This window comes from Polaribacter uvawellassae (assembly GCF_039748955.1).
GTDB lineage: Bacteria > Bacteroidota > Bacteroidia > Flavobacteriales > Flavobacteriaceae > Polaribacter > Polaribacter uvawellassae.
This window is the reverse complement of sequence record NZ_JBDIZN010000008.1, coordinates 1-22942: the sequence shown is the minus strand read 5'-3', so window position 1 is coordinate 22942 and position 22942 is coordinate 1. Positions and strand designations below refer to the sequence as shown.

Annotated in this window: 26 protein-coding genes; 7 read left to right on the top strand and 19 right to left on the bottom strand. The window is 29.8% G+C overall.

The window, feature by feature from the left end; translation table 11 throughout:
• Window positions 1-81: 81 nt before the first annotated feature.
• The 4 genes from clpP (at window position 82) to ABDX67_RS12925 (ending at window position 4330) form a co-directional block, all read left to right on the top strand.
• Window positions 82-741, top strand: coding sequence for an ATP-dependent Clp endopeptidase proteolytic subunit ClpP (gene clpP, locus ABDX67_RS12940; RefSeq protein WP_347175460.1), 660 nt, complete (start codon window positions 82-84; stop codon window positions 739-741).
• 70 nt (window positions 742-811) lie between these two features.
• Entirely contained in the window at window positions 812-2053 is a 1242-nt protein-coding gene (gene clpX / locus ABDX67_RS12935) for an ATP-dependent Clp protease ATP-binding subunit ClpX (protein ID WP_347175459.1), read from the top strand.
• A gap of 69 nt (window positions 2054-2122) precedes the next feature.
• Window positions 2123-4114 carry a DNA primase gene (gene dnaG, locus ABDX67_RS12930; protein ID WP_347175458.1) on the top strand — a complete coding sequence of 664 codons (1992 nt, stop codon included), beginning with the start codon at window positions 2123-2125 and terminating at the stop codon, window positions 4112-4114.
• Window positions 4115-4198: 84 nt separating this feature from the next.
• Window positions 4199-4330, top strand: coding sequence for a hypothetical protein (locus tag ABDX67_RS12925; RefSeq protein ID WP_347175457.1), 132 nt, complete (start codon window positions 4199-4201; stop codon window positions 4328-4330).
• On the opposite strand, the gene nadE is transcribed toward ABDX67_RS12925, so the two are convergent.
• Window positions 4322-5113: an NAD(+) synthase gene (gene nadE, locus ABDX67_RS12920; RefSeq protein ID WP_347175456.1), complete on the bottom strand. Its 792-nt coding sequence runs from the start codon at window positions 5111-5113 to the stop codon at window positions 4322-4324. The two genes, ABDX67_RS12925 and nadE, sit on opposite strands and share 9 nt — an antisense overlap.
• A 59-nt stretch (window positions 5114-5172) precedes the next feature.
• Here nadE and gldB point away from each other — a divergent pair, with 59 nt between their 5' ends.
• The 3 genes from gldB to ABDX67_RS12905 all read left to right on the top strand — a co-directional run bounded on the left by gldB (window position 5173) and on the right by ABDX67_RS12905 (window position 7085).
• Window positions 5173-6129, top strand: a complete 957-nt coding sequence (gene gldB, locus ABDX67_RS12915; RefSeq protein ID WP_347175455.1) for a gliding motility lipoprotein GldB — start codon at window positions 5173-5175, stop codon at window positions 6127-6129.
• A complete protein-coding gene (gene gldC / locus ABDX67_RS12910) occupies window positions 6129-6464 on the top strand; it encodes a gliding motility protein GldC (RefSeq protein ID WP_347175454.1) in 336 nt (111 codons plus the stop codon). The genes gldB and gldC overlap by 1 nt, the downstream gene beginning before the upstream one ends.
• Window positions 6465-6542: 78 nt before the next feature.
• Complete coding sequence (locus ABDX67_RS12905; RefSeq protein WP_347175453.1) at window positions 6543-7085, top strand: hypothetical protein; 543 nt, start codon at window positions 6543-6545, stop codon at window positions 7083-7085.
• A 315-nt stretch (window positions 7086-7400) separates the two neighbouring features.
• Here ABDX67_RS12905 and ABDX67_RS12900 read toward each other — a convergent pair whose 3' ends face one another.
• From ABDX67_RS12900 to ABDX67_RS12815, 18 genes are all read right to left on the bottom strand, one after another.
• Complete coding sequence (locus ABDX67_RS12900; protein WP_347175452.1) at window positions 7401-8912, bottom strand: OmpA family protein; 1512 nt, start codon at window positions 8910-8912, stop codon at window positions 7401-7403.
• A 63-nt stretch (window positions 8913-8975) separates the two neighbouring features.
• A complete protein-coding gene (gene folK, locus ABDX67_RS12895) occupies window positions 8976-10100 on the bottom strand; it encodes a 2-amino-4-hydroxy-6-hydroxymethyldihydropteridine diphosphokinase (protein WP_347175450.1) in 1125 nt (374 codons plus the stop codon).
• A 189-nt stretch (window positions 10101-10289) separates the two neighbouring features.
• Entirely contained in the window at window positions 10290-10592 is a 303-nt protein-coding gene (locus ABDX67_RS12890; RefSeq protein WP_347175449.1) for a HigA family addiction module antitoxin, read from the bottom strand.
• Between the two features lie 11 nt (window positions 10593-10603).
• Window positions 10604-10885 (bottom strand): type II toxin-antitoxin system RelE/ParE family toxin, encoded by a 282-nt coding sequence (locus ABDX67_RS12885; protein WP_347175448.1) that lies wholly within the window; start codon window positions 10883-10885, stop codon window positions 10604-10606.
• Between the two features lie 117 nt (window positions 10886-11002).
• The gene (locus ABDX67_RS12880; RefSeq protein WP_347175447.1) at window positions 11003-12451 is read right to left on the bottom strand and encodes a DNA cytosine methyltransferase; all 1449 of its coding nucleotides are present in this window, start codon (window positions 12449-12451) and stop codon (window positions 11003-11005) included.
• A gap of 60 nt (window positions 12452-12511) precedes the next feature.
• Window positions 12512-13414, bottom strand: a complete 903-nt coding sequence (locus tag ABDX67_RS12875) for a hypothetical protein (RefSeq protein ID WP_347175446.1) — start codon at window positions 13412-13414, stop codon at window positions 12512-12514.
• Window positions 13401-13634, bottom strand: coding sequence for a helix-turn-helix domain-containing protein (locus ABDX67_RS12870; protein ID WP_347175445.1), 234 nt, complete (start codon window positions 13632-13634; stop codon window positions 13401-13403). The genes ABDX67_RS12875 and ABDX67_RS12870 overlap by 14 nt, the downstream gene beginning before the upstream one ends.
• Window positions 13635-13861: 227 nt before the next feature.
• Window positions 13862-14383, bottom strand: coding sequence for a hypothetical protein (locus ABDX67_RS12865; RefSeq protein ID WP_347175444.1), 522 nt, complete (start codon window positions 14381-14383; stop codon window positions 13862-13864).
• 360 nt (window positions 14384-14743) lie between these two features.
• A complete protein-coding gene (locus ABDX67_RS12860; protein ID WP_347175443.1) occupies window positions 14744-16060 on the bottom strand; it encodes a DUF2268 domain-containing putative Zn-dependent protease in 1317 nt (438 codons plus the stop codon).
• 202 nt (window positions 16061-16262) lie between these two features.
• On the bottom strand, window positions 16263-16595 hold the full coding sequence (locus ABDX67_RS12855; RefSeq protein ID WP_092210206.1) for a helix-turn-helix domain-containing protein: 333 nt from the start codon (window positions 16593-16595) through the stop codon (window positions 16263-16265).
• Window positions 16596-16605: 10 nt separating this feature from the next.
• Window positions 16606-16938: a type II toxin-antitoxin system RelE/ParE family toxin gene (locus tag ABDX67_RS12850; protein WP_092210205.1), complete on the bottom strand. Its 333-nt coding sequence runs from the start codon at window positions 16936-16938 to the stop codon at window positions 16606-16608.
• Window positions 16939-17163: 225 nt separating this feature from the next.
• Window positions 17164-17655: a hypothetical protein gene (locus ABDX67_RS12845; RefSeq protein ID WP_347175442.1), complete on the bottom strand. Its 492-nt coding sequence runs from the start codon at window positions 17653-17655 to the stop codon at window positions 17164-17166.
• 170 nt (window positions 17656-17825) lie between these two features.
• Window positions 17826-18116 (bottom strand): helix-turn-helix domain-containing protein, encoded by a 291-nt coding sequence (locus tag ABDX67_RS12840; protein ID WP_042247315.1) that lies wholly within the window; start codon window positions 18114-18116, stop codon window positions 17826-17828.
• A 58-nt stretch (window positions 18117-18174) separates the two neighbouring features.
• A complete protein-coding gene (locus ABDX67_RS12835) occupies window positions 18175-18525 on the bottom strand; it encodes a type II toxin-antitoxin system RelE/ParE family toxin (RefSeq protein WP_347175440.1) in 351 nt (116 codons plus the stop codon).
• A gap of 221 nt (window positions 18526-18746) precedes the next feature.
• On the bottom strand, window positions 18747-19715 hold the full coding sequence (locus tag ABDX67_RS12830; protein ID WP_347175439.1) for a hypothetical protein: 969 nt from the start codon (window positions 19713-19715) through the stop codon (window positions 18747-18749).
• Window positions 19716-19937: 222 nt separating this feature from the next.
• On the bottom strand, window positions 19938-20831 hold the full coding sequence (locus ABDX67_RS12825) for a hypothetical protein (protein WP_347175438.1): 894 nt from the start codon (window positions 20829-20831) through the stop codon (window positions 19938-19940).
• 826 nt (window positions 20832-21657) lie between these two features.
• Window positions 21658-22179, bottom strand: coding sequence for a hypothetical protein (locus ABDX67_RS12820; RefSeq protein WP_347175437.1), 522 nt, complete (start codon window positions 22177-22179; stop codon window positions 21658-21660).
• Window positions 22180-22336: 157 nt separating this feature from the next.
• Window positions 22337-22804 (bottom strand): DUF695 domain-containing protein, encoded by a 468-nt coding sequence (locus tag ABDX67_RS12815; protein ID WP_347175436.1) that lies wholly within the window; start codon window positions 22802-22804, stop codon window positions 22337-22339.
• Between the last annotated feature and the right edge of the window lie 138 nt (window positions 22805-22942).

Genomic DNA, 22942 nt, shown 5'->3' with positions numbered 1-22942 from the left:
TTTTTAGCCATCAACTGTAACAATATAGTACCAAAATAGTTCTTATATTTACAGTTCAAACATTAAAAATATAATCAGGAAATGGATTACGGAAAAGAGTTCGAAAAATACGCAACAAAGCATCACGGAATTAGTAGTACACATATTGGCAAAATTACAAGTAGTTTAACGCCATATATTATGGAAGAACGTCAAATGAACATTACTCAAATGGATGTTTTTTCTCGTTTAATGATGGATAGAATTATCTTTTTAGGAACAGGAATTAACGACCAAGTTGCTAATGTAATTCAAGCACAATTATTATTCTTAGAAAGTGTAGATGCATCAAAAGATATTTCTATTTACATCAATTCTCCTGGAGGTGGAGTTTATGCTGGATTGGGAATTTATGATACCATGCAATTTATAAAACCAGATGTAGCAACAATTTGTACAGGAATGGCAGCTTCTATGGGAGCAGTTTTAATGTGTGCCGGAGAAAAAGGAAAACGTTCTGCCTTGCCACATTCTAGAATTATGATTCACCAACCTTTAGGTGGCGCACAAGGACAAGCATCAGACATTGAAATTACAACAAGAGAAATTTTAAAATTAAAGGATGAATTGTATGAAATTATTGCTGATCATTCTGGGCAAACCATAGAAAAAGTAAATGCCGATTCTGATAGAGATTATTGGATGATTGCATCAGAAGCTAAAGAATATGGGATGATTGATGAAATTTTAACAAGAAAATAAATTGCTTTAAGCAAAATGCGGTAAGCTTTTTAAAGCAACTGCCTAAAGCCTAAAGCCTAAAGCAAAGAATATGTCGAAAGAAGAAAATTTAGAATGTTCGTTTTGTGGACGTAAAAAAGCAGAAACTAATTTGTTAATTGCTGGTATCGATGCACACATTTGTGATAAATGTATTGAGCAAGCAACCGGTATTTTAGATGAAGAAATTACTGATAAGCAAACAAGCGGATTGTCTAAAGATTTAATGCTGAAAAAGCCAAAAGAAATTAAAGATTTTTTAGATCAATATATAATTGGGCAAACAGAAACTAAAAGATCTATGTCGGTTGCTGTTTATAATCATTATAAAAGACTATTACAGTCAAAATCTAATGAAGAAGACGAAGTAGAAATTGAGAAGAGTAATATCATTTTAGTCGGGGAAACAGGAACAGGAAAAACATTGGTAGCAAAAACGATAGCTAAAATGTTAAACGTGCCTTTTTCTATTGTAGATGCTACTGTTTTAACACAAGCTGGTTATGTTGGAGAAGATGTAGAAAGTATTTTAAGTCGCTTATTACAAGTTGCAGATTACGACGTTACAAAGGCAGAAAGAGGAATTGTTTTTATTGACGAAATTGATAAAATTGCTCGTAAAGGAGACAATCCTTCAATTACCAGAGATGTTTCTGGAGAAGGCGTTCAGCAAGCATTATTAAAATTATTAGAAGGTTCGGTTGTAAATGTTGCTCCAAAAGGAGGAAGAAAACATCCAGATCAAAAATTTATTGAAGTTAACACCAAAGATATTTTATTTATTGCTGGTGGCGCATTTTCAGGAATCGATAGAATGATTAGCAAGCGTTTAAATATGCAGGCTGTTGGATATTCTGCTTCTGTTGCAGAAGATAGAATTGATGAAGAGAATTTATTGCAATATATTATTCCTTCAGATTTAAAAGCTTTTGGATTGATTCCAGAAATTATTGGTCGTTTGCCAGTGTTGAGTTATATGAATCCGTTAGATGCAAAAACGTTAAGAGCAATTTTAACAGAACCTAAAAATTCAATTATCAAACAATATACAAAGCTATTCTCTATGGATGATATTACATTCGAAATAGACGAAGAAGCATTAATGTATATTGTAGATAAAGCTGTAGAATACAAATTGGGCGCAAGAGGTTTACGATCTTTATGTGAAGCAATTTTTACAGATGCCATGTTCGACTTACCAAGTTCTGATGATAAAGAATTTAAAGTAACAAAAGAATATGCCGAAAATAAATTAACAAAGACAGCATTAAAGAAATTAAGTGTTGCTTCTTAAGAATATTTAAAATTAATTAAGACCTCATAAAAGATAACTTTGTGAGGTCTTTTTTTATATTTTTGTTTTATGATATCCAAACAAACCATAGATCGTGTTTTTGAAACTGCAAGAGTAGAAGAAGTCATAGGTGAGTTTGTACAATTAAAAAAAGCAGGAAGTAACTTTAAAGGATTAAGTCCGTTTACAGACGAAAAATCGCCTTCTTTTATGGTGTCGCCTGTTAAACAAATCTGGAAATGTTTTAGTACAGGAAAAGGAGGAACTTCTGTTTCCTTTTTAATGGAACACGAACATTATTCGTATCCAGAAGCCATTAAATACTTAGCTAATAAATATAATATAGAAATTGAAGAAACTGAGCAATCAGATGAGCAAAAACAACAATTAAACGAACGTGAAAGTATGTTTTTGGTATCTAAATTTGCAGCAGAATATTTTCATGATTTAATGCTCAATACACAACAAGGAAAAGCAATTGGACTTTCGTATTTTAAAGAACGTGGTTTTAGAGATGATATTATAGAAAAATTTGATTTAGGTTATTGTAAAGACGAATGGGATAATTTTACAAAATCGGCTTTAAAAAAAGGTTACGACATCAAATATTTGGCATCAACCGGTTTAACTATTGTAAAAGAGAACAAACAATTTGACCGTTTTAAAGGACGTGTTTTGTTTCCGATACACTCAATGTCTGGAAGAGTTTTAGGTTTTGGTGGAAGAATTTTAACTGCGGATAAAAAAGCAGCAAAATATTTAAATTCACCAGAAAGTGATATTTACCACAAGAGTAAAATTTTATATGGAGTTTATCAAGCAAAAAAGGAAATTGCAAAACAAGATAATTGTTATTTGGTTGAAGGATATACAGATGTAATCTCATTTCATCAATCTGGAATAGAAAATGTAGTTGCTTCTTCTGGAACAGCATTAACATCTGATCAAATACGTTTGGTAAGAAGATTAACGCAAAACATTACCGTACTTTTTGATGGTGATGCTGCTGGTTTAAGAGCATCAATTCGTGGAATTGATTTGATTTTAGAGCAAGGAATGAATGTGAAAGTGGTGACTTTTCCTGAAGGAGAAGATCCAGATAGTTTTGCAAAATCGCATTCTGATGCTGAATTAAAAGAGTATTTAGAAAATTCTGCTCAAGATTTTATCAACTTTAAGGTTTCTTTATTAATGAAAGAAGCCAAGAATGATCCTGTTAAAAAAGCTGGATTAATTAGAGATATTGTAACAAGTATCTCTAAAATTCCAGACGGAATTCAGCGAGAAGTGTATGTGCAAGAGTGTTCTAGAATTATGGAAATTTCTGAACGTGTATTGTTTAGTGAATTGGCACAGCTTTTAAATAAAGAAGCTACATCTAAAAGTAAACAAAGAAATGTAGATCCAAATCAGCCACCACCAGAATATTTTGCAGAGCAAGAAGCTGGAATGACAGCAGTAAAAGGAGGAATGGTTTCTGGTCAGAAAGTAAATCAGTTAGATTTATTAGAGAAAGAAATTATTAGAATTTTACTATTGTTTGGAAACGAAGAAGTAAGTTTTACAAATATTGTTGAAACTGAAAATGAACACGGTAAATTGGTTAAAGAGATAGAAAAATATAGTTCTCCGGTTTTTAAAGAACTGTATTTAAATCTTCAGGAAGACGAAATTGAGTTTACCAATGCTGTTTTTCAATTGGTGTATTATGAATTGATAAATCAAATAAGTCAGAACGAAAAAATTGAAATTAGTAGTTTAATTCATCATGAAAATAAAGAAATTGCAGATGAAGTAACAAGTATTTTGATGGATGAAGAAAAATATACATTGAGCGAATGGGAGCGTAAAAATATCTTTGTAACCGAAACCATAAAAATTTTACCAAAACTAGTAACAGATGCTATTTTAAATCTACGAAGAATATTGATAGAACGTAAGATTAACGAGATAATGAAAGAAGCTAAAAACAACGATTCTGTAAACGTAGACTTAGAGTTAATCACTAATTATACTGGACTAAAAAAGCGATTGTTTGAAAAATTAAATAGAGTAATTTAATTTTATTTTTAATGGTACGTATTTCTACTTAGTAGTGTTTTTGATTTTTTTTGTATATTAGTGTCCGCTAAAAAAGAAAAAGACATGAAAAAAATGCTACAAATCTTAAACATTATTAGACTTTTTATACTCTTACCATTTTCTGTTGTAAATGGTTCTAAGAAAAAGGCATATCGTAGAATTAAAAGATCTATGATTGCTGCAAATCTACTTTAATAAGTTATCACTAATTTTACAAATCGGTATTGGAAGCATTTTATGCTGATTGATAGTATTTAATCTTGTATAAATTTTAAAGACTTCTAATTCTCTTCCGTTAAAATCAGAAGCAGTTTTTCCGTTTTCTAACATTTTCATTGCCCATTCTAACTCATCATAAGAAGCGCCAATTTGGTCTTCGTCTGTTCTACTATCGCCAAATAAACCATCAGTTGGATGTGCATTTTGGATAGATTCTGCAACATTAAAGTATTTTGCCAATTCATACACTTCAGATTTTAATAAATCAGCAATCGGACTTAAATCTACGCCACCATCACCATATTTTGTGTAAAATCCAACACCAAAATCTTCTACTTTATTTCCAGTTCCAACAACTAACAATCCATCTAAACCAGCTAAATAGTATAAAGTTGTCATTCTTAACCGTGCTCGTGTATTTGCCAAAGCTAAATTTAACACATCAGAACTTTCTGAACTTGGAACTTGCTTTTTAAAATCTTCAAAAGTACTTGTTAAATCAACTTTTACAGAAGAAACATTACTAAAATTATTTTTAAGATAATTTATGTGTTCTAAAGCTCTAGTAACTTGACTTTCTGCTTGGTGTATTGGCATTTCTACACAAACTGTTTTTAAGCCAGTTTTTGCACAAAGTACAGAAGTTACTGCAGAATCTATTCCGCCAGAAATTCCAATTACAAATCCGTTTACTTTTGCATTAATTGCATAATTTTTTAACCAATTAACAATATGTTCAGATACTTTTTCTGCGTTCATTTATAAACTATTTTAGTACTTTTGTCGTTCTTAAATTAGAACTCTAATATACAAAGATAATGCGGAAATATATTTTCATTTTTACACTTTTCACAATCTTGTTTTCTTGTGATAACAAACAAGAAAATCAAATTGATGTAAGTGCTGTTGAGGTAGATTTTTCGATAGATCGGTTTGATGTAGATTTTTATACATCAACAGAAAGTACGTTAAAGCAAACAAAAGCTAAGTACCCGTTTTTCTTTTCTAAGAATGAACCAGATTCTATTTGGGTTGCTAAAATTAAAAATAAAGACGAACAAGAATTGTTTTTAGAAACACAAAAAATTTATAATGATATTGATTTTCTTAAAAGTGATTTAACGCAATTATTTAAACATATTAAATATTACAACCCAGATTTTAAAGCACCAAAAGTAGTTACGCTTTTAAGCAATATTGATTATCAAAATAAGATCTTGTATTCAGGAGATTATTTATTGATTTCTTTAGATGTTTATTTAGGAGGAAATCATGAATTCTATTCAGATTATCCAAGTTATATCAAACAAAATTTTGAAAAAAACCATATTGTAATAGATGTTGCTAAAGAAATTATTCCAAAACAAAATTCTGTAAACGATAGAACATTTATTAGTAAAATGATAACTGAAGGGAAGCAATTATATCTTTTAGATAACTATTTACCAACAGTAAATGATTTTCAGAAAATAGGATATTCTGCAGAAAAATACAATTGGGCAATTGAAAATGAAGAGCAAGTTTGGAAATACTTTATTGAAAACAAATTATTGTTTAGCACTGAAACAAAATTGAATCAACGATTTTTAGAATTGGCTCCATTTTCTAAATTTTATAGATCAGAAGACAATCTTTCTCCAGGTAAAATTGGTAGCTGGATTGGTTGGCAAGTTGTAAAATCATACATGCAATATAATGATGTATCTTTGTCGCAATTATTAAAAACACCTTCAGAAGAAGTATATAAGAATTCTAAATATAAACCTAAAAAATAATGGCAATAAAACACACATCAGAAATAAAATTTAGAGTAGGATTAGATGAAAATAAGATTCCAGAAAATATTTCTTGGACTGCAGAAGATGGCGGAATAGATAATTCTGAGTCTAAAGCTATTATGATTTCTGTTTGGGATCATTTACAAAAAGATACACTTAGAATGGATTTATGGACAAAAGATATGCCTATAGATGAGATGAAACAGTTCTTTCATCAAACATTAGTTTCTATGGCAAATACTTTTGAGCGCGCAACAGATGATCAAAAAATGAGTGCAACCATGAGAGATTTTTGTGATTATTTTGCTGAAAAACTAGAGTTAAAAAAGTAATATTTGATTAAAATAAAATAGTTTTTGTAATTTTTTTTAATTAACTTTATTGTTCTCTAAATCATAAATCCCCCTAAAATGAGAATATTTAAAATATTTAGCCTCCTCACATTAGCTTTTCTGCTTTGTGTTTCTTGTGATAAAGAAGCAGCTGGTCAAATTGTTTTTTACTCAAAAGATCAATTAAAAAAAGACTTATCTATACAGATTAACAATACAGAAGGAAATACTATTTCTGTTAATTCTAACGCAATAGTCAATTTAAAATCTTCTAAAGTATTTGATGATAATATAGAATATCTTAAAGATATAGATGTAGAAGCTTTGAGTTTTAAAATAAAAAATTTTAGATTAAATCCTTCAGCAACTATTTCTAATATTGAGGTTTTTGTTGATGAAATTAAAATATCTGAGAATGATATCAGCTTTGATTTTTTAAGTATATTAAGTAATAATTTAGAGTTTAAGGTAAATAATAAAGAAATTCTTTCAGCAATTTCTTCTAAACTGTTACAAAAAAAACAAGTTGTTATTTCTTACTATAGCAATGCAGTTTCTGATAAGTTATTTAACTTTGATCTTGAATTCTCTTTAACTACTAAGGGTACTTTTGTAGATTAATAATTAAACTACTATGTTGTTCTAAAAAGATTGACAATATTATTATAAAATTAAATTAGACCAGAATATTTATAGATGTTCTGGTTTTTTTATTTTAAGTTTTGGGCTTTAAATGAGAGATTTATTTTAATAAAACTACAATATATTGAAATCAATATACTTATAATTGCAATAACACCAATAATTAAATCTAATAAGGGTTAACAATAATTATAACTTCTGGATGATTAGAAGGGTTATTATTTTAAATAAAAAGAGTGCAATTAGTAAAGCTAATTGCACTCTTTTTATAATTTGGTGTTAGAGTTAGAAGGTTTAGTCTTCTCTAATATCTTCCATTTTAAGCTTAGTTTTACTTTCGTAATAACCTACAGACTTAATTTCAACTCTTCTGTTTAGCTGTCTACCTTGAGTAGTTTCATTACTGTAAGCAGGGTTTACTTCTCCAAAACCTTTTGCTGTAATTCTATCTGGTTCAACGCCTCTTTCAATTAAATATTTTCTTGCCTCGTTTGCTCTTCTTTCAGAAAGCTTAAGGTTGTATTCTTCTGTACCTACATTATCTGTATAGCCAAAGACACTGAATGTTACATCTTTGTTTTTTAACATAATTTCTGCAACATCATCTAGCATGGTATAGTAGAATCCGCTTCTAATAGAATTACTATCAGTATTAAAATAGATATTTTTAGAATAACTCATAACAGTTACTAATTCTGTAACTCTTAAAGCATTTGCATCAGGACAACCTTGATGGATTTCTAATCCTTTTACTTCCGGACACTTGTCTTCTCTATCTGGAATTCCGTCTCTATCTTTATCTCCAATAAAAGGACAGCCATCGTTATCTATTCTTCCTTTTACAAATACACATTTATCTAAATAATCTGGAACACCATCAGCATCACTATCAACCGGAGTACCATTACCATAAACCATTACACCAACAGGAGTATTTGGGTCTTTGTCAAGCTGATCAATTACACCATCATCATCAGTATCAATAATTTCGAATTTTTCTTCTTTGTTTTTTGATTCATCACCCCAAATGGTAAATATTTTCTTTTTTCCTAATTTAATAACAACACCTAGGTGATTAACAAAAAAAGTTTCCCAATCTTGTTTGTTAGAAATTGTAGCGTCTAAGTGATCTTCGTAATTAAAATACCAAGATGGTCTAAACTCAATATCTACTCTTTTATTTACTCTATATCTTATTCCTAATTGTGTAGATAAATAAACTGAGCTTGCTTGATTAACACTATTTCTTGCAGGGTTTTTACCAAAATCTACTAATAAATTATTTGCCCCATTTGGTAGTTTCTCATAAAGTGCTGAATTATATTGATGATATCCAATTCCAAAATAACCAATAGCATTCCACTTTCTAGTATTGGTTATATATAAGTTAGAAAAACTTAACATTAAGTTTAATTCGGCTCCGTAAGCAGTTCCTTTAAAAAATAAATTGTTAGATATCTGTGTTTGATTTAGATAAAGAATATCATATACATTTGAGAAGTATTGTGCTCCTCCAGAAATCTTTGCATAATTCACTTTAAACTCCAATCCTAATAATGGGTTGAACATTTTATCTACATAAGCATAAGCTCCAAAATTCCAAAAATTACCTAGGTTTCCAGTTCCAATTGAACGTAAATCTCCATGCATAATAAAATTACTTACACCTCCACCAACAGCCCAACTATTACTGTTGTTAAATTGTATGCTTTTAACTCTGTTTTCTAGGTTTTTTCCTTCAAGATTATTTTGACTAAATAAAGATGCTGTACTTAGGGTAAACAGCAAAAAGATAATTTTCCTCATGTATATCGATTCATTTATTTTGAAAATCGGGGAAATAATTTAGTCAACAAAACTACAAAAAATTTAATAATTATTGATTTTTTTAATGATTAATTGATAATTGTCAGCATTGTTGACAAAATCTAACTCTGAAACATCTATAGTTAAGATGTTTAGATCATGTTGTGACTTTATAAAATTACTATAACCGCTGTGTATTTTATTTAGATAATTGGGCGAAATATTTTGCTCATATTCTCTCCCTCTTTTTTTAATGTTCTTAATTAATCTCTCTGTATTTTGGTATAAATATACATATAAATCTGGTTTTGTAATTTCTTTATACATCAAATCAAACATCCTTCTATAGAGTAAATATTCTTCTTTTTGTAACGTAACTTGCGCAAAAATTAAGGATTTAAAAATATAGTAATCAGAAACTATTAAGCTTTTAAATAAATCAAATTGAGCTAAATCATCACTTAATTGTTGATAGCGATCTGCTAAAAAACTCATTTCTAGAGGAAAAGCATAGCGTTCATTATCTTCATAGAATTTTGGTAAAAACGGATTATCAGCAAAACGTTCTAATACAATTTTGGCATTAAACTCATCAGACATCATTTTTGCTAGACTTGTTTTTCCTGCGCCAATATTTCCTTCAATTGCAATATAATTGTATTTTTCTGTTAACGGAATTGGACGAATTAACGTTTCAGGTATTTTGTTTATTTCGGTGTTATCTGAACAGCCATCTAAACATTTTCTAAGATAAATTTTAGTTACAGGATGAATTACTTCAGATGCAATATCTATTAAAGGAACCAACACAAACTTACGATCTAACATTCTTGGATGTGGAACAATTAATTCTTGAGAAAAAATTATTTCATCATCAAATAAAAGGATGTCAACATCTATAGTTCTGTCAGAATAACCGTCAGAATTAGTCCTAATTCTTCCTAGTTTTTTTTCTATTTCTAAACTGTTTTGTAGTAATGTTTCTGGCGGTAAATAAGTTGATATTTTTAAACAAATATTTAGAAAATCATTTCCATTAAAACCAACGGCTGGAGTTTTATATACTGAAGATATTTTTAAAACAGGACCAATTTTTTCAGCTATTAAATAAATTGCTTCTTGTAGGTTTTTTAGCTTGTCGCCTTGGTTGCTTCCTAATGATAAATATGTAATTCGTTGAATTTTCATAAATGAGACACAAAGAAAATAAAAGCATTTTATAAAACGGCTATAAACAAAAAAAATATCGCTAAAATTAATTAGCGATTATGAATATTATTATTTTTAAAAATAAATACTGTGTTTCTTTTTTACTGCCAGAAATTTCTAGCTTGAAATGATGAAAATATTACAAATTCTATTTGTTATATACGTATGTTAGGCAACGTTTTTATTTTCGAAATGCTTTATTTCATTCAGTTCCGATTCTTTCATTTCTTTTTCTTCCTCAATATCATAATCATCTTGGATTCCAAGCCAGAATTTGGCAGAATTTCCAAAATATTTGCTTAATCGCAAAGCTGTGTCTGCTGTAATTCTACGTTTTCCTTTTATAATTTCCGAAATTCTGGTTTGCGGAATTTTTAAATCTTTTGAAAGTCTATATGCAGTAATTTCAAGAGGCTCAAGAAATTCGAAATTTAAAATTTCTCCTGGATGTACATTTGCTAACTTTTCCATTTTATTGTTTTTTAATGATAATCTATTATTTCCACCTCGCTTGCGTTTCCCTTTTCCCAAATGAAGATAATTCTCCATTGTTTATTAATCCGAATACTATAAAATTCGCTTAACTTTCCAGTTAGTTTTTCAAGTCGATTTGATGGTGGAATTCGCAAATCGGAAATGTCCTGAGAGTTATTCAGCATTCTCAATTTCCGACGTCCAACATTCTGAATTTCAATCGGCATTTTCTTAACTCTGATTCCATTCCAAATCTTTTCGGTTTCTTTTGAACCAAATGATAATATCATATCTTTTCACGTTACTAACGTCAAAGGTAAGTAAAAAATTTGAATTGAAAAAATAATTTTTAATGTTGCCTAACGGTTTCGTGTATGAGTAGTAGCGGATTTTTATGTACGAACTTTTCAGGTTAGTACGGAACTTTGATTAAAACCAACATCTTCATTTTTAGCACCTAAACCGCTATTACTTATACACAATGTTACATGCTGGCTTTTCTTTTTAGTTTGTGTTTTCTCTCCTTTGCTTATTCTTGTCATTAAAACTTCCAATTCCGAATTCATATTCATATTGCGTTCATTTTTTCGTCTCAAAATTCCTGCACAAGCTTTAGCACTCAAAAAGAATTTCTCAATTGCATGGTTTGGTTCTACAATGTCTCTTAAATCTCCGAAAATTGGATTATTTGGAATGTTTGAAGAGTTTAAAAATTTAGTTTGACTAATTTTATTTGTTCCATTAAGCAAATATAATTTTGCGTTTAGTTTGTTTTCTTTTGGCTGAATATATTTTTGCCATTCAGTAAATCCATTTTCAGTTTTTTTATCCACAACTGAATTTATCTGACTACCAATCCATTTAACAACTGGAACAGCCCAAGAATTACCAACTGCCTGAAATCTATTAGTATGACTATTTCCATTAACTTTTGTGTAGTTATCGGGAAAACCCATTAGTCGTTCACATTCCAAAGGTGTGAGTCGTCTAATTCTATCGTTTTCTGATACATATAACGAGCCATTGTACGCAGCTGCATTTCCGTTCCATTTAGTTCCGTAAGCTGCATATAAACAATCTGTATATTCTCTGAACACTTCAAATTTCACTCCTTGTTTGTAAAAAACTAATTCAGATTCCTTTTCTTTAATTTCTGTTGAGAATAAATTAGGTGCATTTAAAGAACTGTTTTTAGCTTTTAATTTTAATTCTTTTACAATATCTTTGTCGTTGAATTCAAAAAGTACTTGGTCAGGTTTAAAATCTTTGCCACCTGCGAGAACATATAATCTTTTTCTTTGGTGTGGAAGTCCAAAATATTTAGCATCAATTACTCTCCAAGCAACATTTCTTTCTTTGCCCTCTAAATAACCTGATTTAGTCCATTTACTAACTTTGATTTCTTCGTCAAATCCTGCTAAACCTGCAATGAAATTTCCAAAAGCATTTGTTTTGTCATTTAATACTCCTTCTACATTTTCCCAAAGAACAATGCTTTTATTCTTCCCATCTTCTAATCTTATTTTATCAATTGCATTGGCAATTTCAATAAAAGTCATGGTTAGTTGTCCTCTTTCATCTGCAAGTCCATTTTTCCATCCTGCTAATGAAAATGCCTGACATGGCGTACCTCCACAAAAAAGGTCAGGTGCTTCATATTCTCGATTTAAAATTGAATTCGGAATATTAATCATATCTCCAACATTTGGAATGTCAGGAAAATGGTGCTCAAGAACCTTTGAAGGAAATTCGGCAATTTCTGAACTCCATACTTGCTGAAACCCAAAGGAATTAAAAGCTAATTGAGAAGCTTCAATTCCTGAACATACACTACCAAATGTTAAATTATTATTCATATTATTTCTTTCTATTGATACAAAGCTATAAAAAAAAGATAACTTTAGTATGCAGATTTATTATAGTTTTTCATTTAATTTTTCTTTCCAAAGTTCTAAATCGTACCAAGGACAACCAACACAACCATTTTCATCATTTTCAGTTTTTCCATTCCAATTTTCATCTCCTTGGTAATACCATTTTGTTCCCATAAAATCTCCTCGTTTTCCTGTTTTAACACAGGTATCACAATATCTTGATTTCCACATATTAGTTTGATTACTCAATAACTGGAATTTCTTGCGTATTTCAGCTTCTGGCATATTATCTGGATTGGCAGATTCTTTTGTTATCCATCTTTGAGAAGGAAATTTGTGGTCAACTATAAGTTCAACAGAAGACCTTTTGACATTAAAACAAACTTCTTTTTTACCGAGAACCTTTTTTATTCTTTCTTTTAGTTTCTCGGACATTGGTGCTCTTAATTCATTGCCATCTTCAAATTTTGTTTGAATTTTAGGAAGCATAACCAAAATATCATGCATTGTTTTTTTACCACAGCTTTGGCAGTGTCTTCTTTTAGAGCCAATAATATATCCTAACTTTTTTAATGCACCTAAACGAGCAGCAGGCTGTGGGTTCTCTGCTGGCACAGGGCCACAAACACGACATTCCCAATTACCTGAATATAATGCTCTTAAAACTTTATATGTTTGTGTCTGTTTCTTGTTTTCACTCCATTTAGAATCACTCTCGGTTATCCACTTTTGTCTATTCGAGGGATTTAGGATATTGTATGATTTTTCAATAGAATTGAAAAAATCCTCTTCTGTAAGGTCTAATCCTTGAAATTTGAGAAATTTTGGAAGTAATCCAACCCACTTTTGAGTTTCATATTCAAACTCAACTTCCATGAAAACGTCACTCGTTTTTTCTGCAATGAAAAATTCTTCTGAAAGTTTGTACTTTTTATTCTGTGCCATCACTAATCTTTAATAAGTCTTCTATTTTGACTTCTAAAGCATTAGCAATTTTCTCAATGTTAACGAGAGTTATATTTTTTTCCGCTCGTTCAATCATTCCTATATAGGTTCGGTGCAAATCAGCTTTATGTGCCAATTCTTCTTGTGAAAGATTGAGTAAGCGTCTGAATTTTCTAACGTTTTCTCCGAATAAATTTAGTATTTCGTGTTTAGATTCCATTGCTAACTAAAGTCTGCACAAAGCTAACTTTAGTATTCAGTCTATGCCACAGACTATAGTTAGCATTTTGGTTTGTTCAGCTTGCATGTAACGTGTTCGTGTATGATTAGTTTCGGTTTCGTGAGTGAAGATTTTCGATAGAAAATCAACCGATTGAAAGCGTAACTATAGTTTTGTTTTATGTTATAAATGTAGGAATTAATTATACACGTTGTTGTAACCAGTTTTTACATTCCAATTATTCTAAAAGCAGGTTCTTTCAAGTTACAATTAGCTTTCTGTTTTTTATCTCTAAAATCTGTTTCAAATTCAATTTTTATTCCATTATTAGTGTAGGATTCAAATCGTAAATTTTTGTCAATTTTGTTTTCTCCATAAGAATGCCATTCAAACAATATTTTATCAGCTTTTTCAATACGCAATTCTGTTTTTCCAAGTTTCAATTCAGATGGTTTCCATATTTTGATTTTTTCTCCTTCATCAAGAATTAAAATCAGTTTTTTAGCCACACTGTCATATTCTACGTTTTTAATTTGATGATAATTATCCATTGGTCTTCCAAACCAATTTCCCCAAAATTGTAAAGTTCCGCCACTAATTTTCAAATTCTCAAATTTGTGTTTAAAATCAATAGGGGATAATTCTAATTCAGATTTTAATTCTCCAGCCTTCCTTTCATTTTTATTTAACCAACTTAAAATTCCAATTATTATTGAAATTACGATAATTATTATTATTGGTGGACTCATTTTTTAATTGGTTACAACGCAAATGGTTAAGGCGAGTGACGTTGAGCTTGCTCAAAAGGCACGTAAGCCTTTAGACATTCGTTTTAACCGTAGTTGTAGGCAGTATGCCGTATAACAAGGTTGAAACTAATGACGTAGGCATTTGCGTTGATAGGGAATATAGTACTTGGTGGAGCTTCTTTTTTGAAGCGGAAAAGTACGTGCCGAAGGCATATTGCCTATCAACGGTTTTGTATAAGATTAGTGGCGTGTTTAAGCACTTAATTTAGCAAATACAAACCGAATAGCAAATCCGCGAGTATTTTCGTAAGTAGGCGAGAACTAGCCATTAATTTTATACGGTGTTGGCAACTGGCTTTTTTATTCTGATGTTTTGAATTCTATCAAATATGGTTTCAACGGAATACTTTCTTCTGTCCTAAAATTGTTTCCGATTAGAATTTGATATTTTTTATTTGGTTCTAATTCTACTGGTATTGTCCAAGAGGTATTATCTTCTCCCCAATTCCTTCCATTTAATGTGCCTTTTGGGAATGCGTCTTTTCCTAGTTCTCCAAAATCTACACTCGTATTTTGTCCGTTTAAAGGCTCTGAAAATTCAATTGTTATTTCTTTAGTTTTCGGACTTACATTTTGGCTTTTATTTTCAAACTGCTTAATTCTAATGACGACTGGGCGTTTACTCTCAAATGTTTGGTAAAGTTTGTCTAATGATGAAGAAAAATAATTCGCTTTTTTAATAAATTCTTCAATTTCGGTTTCGTTGGTGTAATCCAATTCAACCATTTTTTTAATGGCTTTAGTTTTGTTTTCAGATTGATTATAATAATTTTCACAAATTTGATAACCTACAGAATAGCCTAAATCTCTCATTCCAAATTCGTTTGGGTCATTACCATCTAACCATTTATATCGGTTATTAGGATAGAACATTTCTTTTTCAAATACTTCTCTAATTCTTTGAGCATTTTCTTTTCCAAACTTAATTTGAGGATTAGGTGATTGGACTTCAAGTGCTTTTGTTGCTACAAATTCAGCTACACCTTCGTAAAGAGCTAAAGAAAGAATATTAAATGCTCTCGGATTTTGTTGGGTATGAACATACTCGTGTAAATTTAAAAACACAAGATGTTTGTTTGGGTTGGTTTCAAAATAAGATTTTAAGTGCGATAAATTTTCTGGGAATTCTGTTGTGACTGTTTTACTATCCGCCATTGCCAGTTCAGAACCAATAAGGACTAAACTATCGATTGTAGTTCCTGGTGTTCTGAATGAACCAATTGAAAAATATATTTTCGCTGGTTTTAATTCAGGATAGAGTGTTTTTAATTTCTCTATTCCATTTTCCAATTCAGCACCCAATTTTTCTGCTTGCAAGGTGTTATCTCTAATAGAAGCCCAAAATTTTGGATAATTGTTAATTGATGTTATATAATCTTTTGGTGAATAATTTCTTGCTTGCCTTATTCCTTCTAAACCTTTAGTTCCTTTTCTAAAGTATAAACTGTCAAGATATTTGTATTGTAAAATTGAATCTTGAGTAGAAGTTATTTTATCATATGCTTCCCAAAAATTGGTAATATCTGAAGTAATGATATTCTTATTGGAATTATCAGTTTTTTTGTCACACCCAAAAAGTGTGAGAGTAATGAGTAATATTAAAAATGTATTTTTCATTGGTTAGTGTTTCATCTAAAGACTATGGATTTTGAATTTTGTTACAATTTTGGTTTAGCTTGTTGCCAACGGTTTTGTGTATGATTAGTGGCGTGTTCCACGCATCTAATTTAGCAAATAAAAACCGAATAGAAAATCCGCTAGGATTTTCGTAAGTAGGCGAGAACTAGCCATTAATTATACACGTTGTTGCCAGTAGTGCTTATGCTACTTTAAATTCCGATTCATTCATTTCGACACTAAATCGAACGTTTGCTTTCAATGCTCTGAACACTTTTAAAATCGTTTCGATAGTTACGTTTTTAGTGTTTCTTTCCAATTTCGAGATTTGTGATTTTTGAACTCCGATTAATTCTCCGAGTTGCTCTTGAGTTAAATTCCGTTCTTTTCGGACAGACTTTATCATATCTCCAAGCACTTCCATTCGCAAGTCAAATTCGTATTTGTCACGTTCTGGTGTTCCAACTTTTCCAATGTCCTTGTCCTTCATTTGGTCAAGTGTCATCATTTTCATTTTTTTATTTTTCGTTGCCATAATTTCAAGTTTATTCGTCAAAATATTCAGCTCTAATTTTCAATGCTTTCTCAATTTCTGATTTTGGAACTTTGCTAACCTTTTTTACCATTCCGTGTGTCGATAGCACAAGCGTTTCGATTTTATCTGTTTTGTCCCAAAAGGCAAAGAGTCTGTATTGAATTCCTTGATAAAGTGTTCTAAATTCCCAAATGTCGTCTGTTAGTTTTTTAAACAGTTTAGGGTCATTTTCTAGTTTCGCTTTATCCAAATTGTAATAGATTTTCTTTTTTGCTTTAGCATCCAATTTGGACATAAAGTCAATAGCTTGTTCAAGAAAAACCACCTCAAATTTTGGTTTCATTCAGTTTATTTGTCGTTATACTTTAGCAAAGATAACAAAAAAGTTGAATTATATGGAAACTTTTGATAATTTCGTCCGCATTACTGGCAACGGTCTCGTATAACCGTCAGTTACGGATTTAAAGTTAATAATTTTCGGTTAAGTACTGGCGTTAGCAATTCCGAGTGGATTCGGACGCAGTCGAATCCGCCGTAATTGCGGTTATACATTGTTACCTGCTGGTTTTTATTCAATTCGCTCTAATTTTATTTCACGATATTTTCTGTTATTCAGTTCATTTTCTTTTGCGGAAATTATTTTAAAATTCATTTCGCAGTATTTGTTTTTGAAAAGAATAAATAATTCGTTTTCAATTTCTTGAATATAGTATTTGTAAACATTTTTATCAGTTTTCACGTAACACGAAGATGGTTCAGTACAAGTTTGGCAATCAATAAAATTCACTTTTTTGTTTTTCAAGAATTTTAATTCAACCGTTCGGCAGATTTCTTTTTCAGATGTTATAGCACTACTTGAGTAAATTTCAATTCGGTCAGCTTTAAAAAACAGGCTGTCTTTATTATTTGTCAGTATTTTAGAAAAGTAAGAATATCCATTTTTCCGATATTCCAATTTCGATTCTTTTATCATATTTTTTAATTCACGCTTTGTCATTTCTTGAGCAAAGCAGAAGCTAAATGAGAATAGAAATAATATGACTTGAAAGATGATTTTCATTTGCAGAATGTCGGTTTAACTTGCAGGTAACGTGTTTGTGTATGATTTCGTTGCGTGTTTAAGTACTAAAGTTAGCAAATAAATCACAGATAGAAAGTCCGCGAGGACTTTCGTAAGTAGGCTTTAACTAGCAATGAATTATACACGGTGTTGTAAAATCGTACTTTATGTCAGACTTCGATTGAAATATTTACTTTTCCTCCAAGTCCCTTTTCAACGATGTCAAATAATGTTTTTAAAGTCAGATTACTGCCATTATTTTCCACACGAGAAATGTACGTTCGTTTTTTGTCAATCAGTTCTCCAAGTTGTTCTTGAGTCAGATTTTTTTCCTCACGTGCATTTCGTAAGAGCAAACCGATTTTAAACGATTCAAAATCTCTATCTAGTTCGTCTCTGCGTTCAGTTCCTTTTTTTCCGTAAACTGTGTCTTTTATATCTTTCCAACTTTTAGTTTCCATTTCCTATTTTTTAGTAATTATTGCCAACGGGTTTGTGTACGGTTAGTTTAAAAAAAAATTATTTTCCTTTATTTTTTTCTTCGTAATACTCTTTCATTAATCGAACAGCTTTATCAATTTCTTTTTTCGGTGTTTTCTGCGTTTTTTTAGTAAATCCGTTTAAAAGTATAACTAACTTTCCTTTATCGAAGAAGCAAAAAACTCGCCAAATGTTCGAGCCTAATTTTATTCGAGCCTCAAATAATCCTTTATGAGTTTTCATTGGTGCCAAATATGTTTTCGGCACGTGCTGATAAGTTTCGATTATTTCAATGACCTTAAATATTTTGTCTTGAACCTTTTTTGGTTGAGCAAGTAAAAACTCCTCGAAATAATTTTTGTATTGTATTACTTGCCTAACTTTTTCCATTCTGACAAAGGTAACTTAAAAGTTACTATCGTCAAAATATTTCAAAATTTTTATTTGAAGTTCAGGTGTTTTTGTGTATGTTTTACAACGTGTTTGTATATGGTTTGTTGCGTGGTTTAGCACGTAATTTAGCAAATAAAAACCGAATAGAAAATCCGCGAGGATTTTCGTAAGTAGGCTAGAACTAGCAATAAATTATATACGGTGTTGTGGCTAGTGCTTTATTCTCCATTCGGAATGTTTTTGTCTTTACAATATTTTTCAATTTCAGAATCGTTCTCAAAATAGCCATCACAAAATTCGTCAAGTTCTTTTTCAGTCGATTTGTAATAACGTTCTTGAGCTGTCATTAATCTGTCTGTTTGCTCAATGAATTGTTCAAATTCCTTATTGATTTTACATAATTTGTCGATTGTCTTAAAATCAAGGTCTTTGTAAATTGCAGGAAACAATATTTTACTTTGATATGGATTGGCATTTAGTTCAATTATTCCAATTCCGAAAGATTGATTTAGTCTTTCCATTTCGTCCGATAAGCTATCACTAAACTCAAATGCTACTAAATATCCATAATTCGCCCAACTTGAATTTGAAACTGCTTGGAAATAGGCTTTTTTCAATTCCGTGTCCGAGTTAATTTCCTTTTTTAATTCATAAGAGCTTAATTTAAATGTATCAACTCTATTAATTGACTTTAAAAAATTTTGACTCACTTTGGTCTGTAAATTCAAAAATTTAACTCCGACCATATCTGGATGTGTCCAAATTTGGTTGTTGTCTTTTCCGTTTTTTGAATGTTCGTGAAATATTGTTTTTGAATATATTTTAGTATTCTTTAAATAACTGCTCAAAAGTCGATGTAAATCTCTTTCGTTATATGATTTAGCTTTTACTTTTGGAAGTTTTACAGAAGTCGTTTCTGTTGAGCCTGATAATATTTCAATTCCGATATCTTGCTCGTTTTTTGTCAAATAATAAGCATAAGAACCATTTTCTTGCTTAATTCTTTTTACACGAGTATCTCCATTTCTTATAAAATCTCCTAATAATGCTGAAATCGTTGCTGGTGGTGTTTTTGCTTTTCCAAAATCGTAGTAACCATTTTCTATAATATGGTCGTGAACTTCCATATAGTTTGTCAGTCCGTTTATGTCATCAAGACTTTTTAAAATGGCTTCTTTTATTGTCATATTTTTAATTCATTTTCGTGGTTTTCTTGCATTAGCCACAACGTTGTTTTGTATGGAAAGTTGCGATTTTGTGAACGAGGAATTTCCAGCGGAAATTCAGAAGTTAGCAAAAAAGCAACAAGTTTTAAATTAAGCTAAATATAGCAATTTTTTATACAAGGTGTTGGCAGTAGTTTTTTATTTATTAATTCAAAATTCTGTAAAACAATAATATTCACTTTGTTATTGTGCGTTTCTTTTAATTATTAAGGTTCTACAATAAAATGTTTCCGTCTGATTCTTTTCAAATATTTGAATGCTAGATAGATAATTCATTATTTTTCTTAATTCTTCTTTCTTTTCAGCTTTTAACTCATCTAGTGATTCAATATAAATTAATCTTCCTTTTTGATTGGTTGATATTTTGAAATTCCAAATTTGTGTGATTTCTGAATTTAAATCGTCTATTAAAATTGAGTCAATATCGTTTTTTCCTGAAACTATAATTTTAATACCGCTTTTAAAGATAAGAGATTTTTTATACGTCTTATCATCACATTCTGATTCAATGTTATCACTTTTATAGAACTGACTTTTTAATTGAGCGATATTTCTAACTAAATTGTTTTGTAAAGAAGTTTGATAAAATTTTTCAAAATGTTTGTTTGATGCGTCTATAGAAGTATAATGAAAGGTATCTATTGCAAAAGAGTGATATTCAAATTCTTTAGTCTTTAAGAATATTTCTGTATCTAAATAAACTCTTTCAATTTCACTAACTCCTGTTTGCTCAAATTCTTTAGAAGCATAATTTATTAAAACGGTTATATCTCCATTAATTTTTGATGACGAATAAAAGTTTTGATTTACCGTCTCTTTTATAAGGGTTTCATGCTTATCTGATATTCGAGGAAAGTGTTTCCATTTCTTTCTTCTTAAGCCTGAAAGAAATGGAAGTTTAATATCATCTTCTTTTGATATATCTGTCCGTCTATCTTCAATTAAAATTTTTGTTATAGAAATAGGAAGCTCAAGATTTACATCTTTTAAATTGAAAGGGACATAAGATTTGTATGTATAACATCCGTTAAAAATAATTCCTATTAAAATTATAATGAATTTATGTTTTTTTTTCATTTCCTTGTAATTACTGCCAACGTTGTTGTGTTATGGAAAGTTGCGATTTTGTGAACGAGGAATTTCCGACGGAAATTCAGAAGTTAGCAAAAGAGCAACAAGTTTTAGTTTTAGTTAAAAGTAGCAATTTTTTATACACGTTGTTGTAAAATGCGTGTTTAATTATGTCTTTTTATATCTAGTTTTATATTTTGATGAAATTCAATAATTTTATTTTCGGAGTTTTATAAAAGTTTAAAGTAAGAATAGCGTTTTCTAAAATTTTAGTTTAATATTCAAAGCTTAAAATGTTAGTTAAAATTTTTCATTTCTTGTTATCTTAATTTTCTGGAATTTTTATTTTTTATTAAAATTTTCGTTAGAAAAATAATTCTTCATTTAGAGTTTTATTTTACCATTTCAGTTTTTTTAGTTTTCTAAAATTTTGTTTCTTACCAAAAATTTCGCAAATATTTTAATTTCTTTTTTTGAGTTTTTAGCGTTTAACTAATTTTAAATATTTTGAATTTCTCAACTTTTCAAATTTATATTTCACTTAAAATTCTACAAAAAAAAAAGTTTTTACTTAATTTGATAATTTCAATTTTTCATAGAATTTTCGTCTTATTGTTAGTTTCTAGATTTAAAAGTAAAATGCTTTTAAAGAATGTTTTAGCTTTTAGTTTGGTCTTTTAACCAGTTTTTTACAACGTTGTTGTGTTATGGAAAGTTGCGATTTTGTGAACGAGGAATTTCCAGCGGAAATTCAGAAGTTTGCAAATAAGCAACAAGTTTTAGTTTATGGTAAATATAGCAATTTTTTATACACGGTGTTGGCAATAGTTTTTTAAAATTCAGTTTTCGAATTATTTATTTTCGTGAAATTAAATTTTTCATTTATTTCAATTTTATTCAAAACATTTTTAAATTCATTTTTCATTTTTTTGTCTCTAAAAAGTATTTCAAAATTATAATTTTCTCCATTCTTTTTTAAAATTTTCAGGTAGTTTTTATTTCCATAAATTGAGTGAGTTGTCAAACTTCCATAACCCATATATTTTAGAAAAATACTTTCTATTTCATTTATTTCAATTTTATTTTCAATTCCGTCTAAATTGATTGAAATATATTTTTCACTTATTTTAAATATTCCGACTACTTTCGGTTTTTTAAAAGATTCTCCGAATATAAAATATGCTCCAAATATTAATATTATTAAACTTAAATATTTTAAATAAATATTCTGATTTTCTTTGTCATATAAAAAAAGATAAAAATTAGCTAATAAATAAAGTATTCCAAATATTATACTATATATTTTAATTGGTTGTTTAGTTTCAACAATTTCAGTTTTGAATTCGTTTTTCATTTCGCTTTTTAATTATTGCCAACGTGTTCGTATATGGAAAGTTGCGTGTTTGCGTGCGAGGATTTTCCGAAGGAAAATCAGACGTAGCAAACGTGCAACGACCTTTTAATTTAGCCCAAAATAGCAATTTTTTATATACGTTGTTACCTGCTGTACTTTATTCTCTTTTTTTCAGATGCCATTCGGTCAATTTCCAATCTTCGTCTTCGTCAATTCGATAATCAAAATTCCGAGGATGGTCTTCACGTTCAATTAGGTCAGTCAGAAAGTCATTCGTAATTTCTGGGTCAAAAATTCTCCAAATCAATTCACGTGTTTCATTCCACGTAATTCTTGCGAGAAAAAGTCCGTTTGGCTTTTCTTTATCAGCTCCTTTTATTTTGTCATCAAGAAAGTCGCCAAATTTGTCTAATATTTCAACTTCTTCTCGTGATGGCATTCCGTTTTCGATTAGCTTTTCACATTGAAGCATTACCGAACAATGCCAAACAAAAACTTCTTTCGGCTCAAATTCCGCTAAACTTTTATTCACAACTGCAATTCCTGGTAGTTCGTCCTGTTTAAAATTCAGAATCTGATAATGTTCTTTTGGTATTACAACTCTAAATTCTTTGTCTTCAGCCATTGGGTTTGGGTATGTCTAGTCCTGAAATATGGCTACAGGTTAAAATTGAATTTACGCTGATAATTTATATACCATATTTGGTGTTTTATAGTCTAAAGATACGTGTAATCTTATTTGGTTGTATAAATTAATTGCATT

What these genes read in the sequence shown, in the direction of transcription:
- clpP (WP_347175460.1), top strand. Translation starts at nt 82, where the DNA reads ATGGATTACGGAAAAGAGTTCGAAAAATACGCAACAAAGCATCACGGA.
- clpX (WP_347175459.1), top strand. Translation starts at nt 812, where the DNA reads ATGTCGAAAGAAGAAAATTTAGAATGTTCGTTTTGTGGACGTAAAAAA.
- dnaG (WP_347175458.1), top strand. Translation starts at nt 2,123, where the DNA reads ATGATATCCAAACAAACCATAGATCGTGTTTTTGAAACTGCAAGAGTA.
- ABDX67_RS12925 (WP_347175457.1), top strand. Translation starts at nt 4,199, where the DNA reads ATGAAAAAAATGCTACAAATCTTAAACATTATTAGACTTTTTATACTC.
- nadE (WP_347175456.1), bottom strand. Translation starts at nt 5,113, where the DNA reads ATGAACGCAGAAAAAGTATCTGAACATATTGTTAATTGGTTAAAAAAT.
- gldB (WP_347175455.1), top strand. Translation starts at nt 5,173, where the DNA reads ATGCGGAAATATATTTTCATTTTTACACTTTTCACAATCTTGTTTTCT.
- gldC (WP_347175454.1), top strand. Translation starts at nt 6,129, where the DNA reads ATGGCAATAAAACACACATCAGAAATAAAATTTAGAGTAGGATTAGAT.
- ABDX67_RS12905 (WP_347175453.1), top strand. Translation starts at nt 6,543, where the DNA reads ATGAGAATATTTAAAATATTTAGCCTCCTCACATTAGCTTTTCTGCTT.
- ABDX67_RS12900 (WP_347175452.1), bottom strand. Translation starts at nt 8,912, where the DNA reads ATGAGGAAAATTATCTTTTTGCTGTTTACCCTAAGTACAGCATCTTTA.
- folK (WP_347175450.1), bottom strand. Translation starts at nt 10,100, where the DNA reads ATGAAAATTCAACGAATTACATATTTATCATTAGGAAGCAACCAAGGC.
- ABDX67_RS12890 (WP_347175449.1), bottom strand. Translation starts at nt 10,592, where the DNA reads ATGGAAAAGTTAGCAAATGTACATCCAGGAGAAATTTTAAATTTCGAA.
- ABDX67_RS12885 (WP_347175448.1), bottom strand. Translation starts at nt 10,885, where the DNA reads ATGATATTATCATTTGGTTCAAAAGAAACCGAAAAGATTTGGAATGGA.
- ABDX67_RS12880 (WP_347175447.1), bottom strand. Translation starts at nt 12,451, where the DNA reads ATGAATAATAATTTAACATTTGGTAGTGTATGTTCAGGAATTGAAGCT.
- ABDX67_RS12875 (WP_347175446.1), bottom strand. Translation starts at nt 13,414, where the DNA reads ATGGCACAGAATAAAAAGTACAAACTTTCAGAAGAATTTTTCATTGCA.
- ABDX67_RS12870 (WP_347175445.1), bottom strand. Translation starts at nt 13,634, where the DNA reads ATGGAATCTAAACACGAAATACTAAATTTATTCGGAGAAAACGTTAGA.
- ABDX67_RS12865 (WP_347175444.1), bottom strand. Translation starts at nt 14,383, where the DNA reads ATGAGTCCACCAATAATAATAATTATCGTAATTTCAATAATAATTGGA.
- ABDX67_RS12860 (WP_347175443.1), bottom strand. Translation starts at nt 16,060, where the DNA reads ATGAAAAATACATTTTTAATATTACTCATTACTCTCACACTTTTTGGG.
- ABDX67_RS12855 (WP_092210206.1), bottom strand. Translation starts at nt 16,595, where the DNA reads ATGGCAACGAAAAATAAAAAAATGAAAATGATGACACTTGACCAAATG.
- ABDX67_RS12850 (WP_092210205.1), bottom strand. Translation starts at nt 16,938, where the DNA reads ATGAAACCAAAATTTGAGGTGGTTTTTCTTGAACAAGCTATTGACTTT.
- ABDX67_RS12845 (WP_347175442.1), bottom strand. Translation starts at nt 17,655, where the DNA reads ATGAAAATCATCTTTCAAGTCATATTATTTCTATTCTCATTTAGCTTC.
- ABDX67_RS12840 (WP_042247315.1), bottom strand. Translation starts at nt 18,116, where the DNA reads ATGGAAACTAAAAGTTGGAAAGATATAAAAGACACAGTTTACGGAAAA.
- ABDX67_RS12835 (WP_347175440.1), bottom strand. Translation starts at nt 18,525, where the DNA reads ATGGAAAAAGTTAGGCAAGTAATACAATACAAAAATTATTTCGAGGAG.
- ABDX67_RS12830 (WP_347175439.1), bottom strand. Translation starts at nt 19,715, where the DNA reads ATGACAATAAAAGAAGCCATTTTAAAAAGTCTTGATGACATAAACGGA.
- ABDX67_RS12825 (WP_347175438.1), bottom strand. Translation starts at nt 20,831, where the DNA reads ATGAAAAAAAAACATAAATTCATTATAATTTTAATAGGAATTATTTTT.
- ABDX67_RS12820 (WP_347175437.1), bottom strand. Translation starts at nt 22,179, where the DNA reads ATGAAAAACGAATTCAAAACTGAAATTGTTGAAACTAAACAACCAATT.
- ABDX67_RS12815 (WP_347175436.1), bottom strand. Translation starts at nt 22,804, where the DNA reads ATGGCTGAAGACAAAGAATTTAGAGTTGTAATACCAAAAGAACATTAT.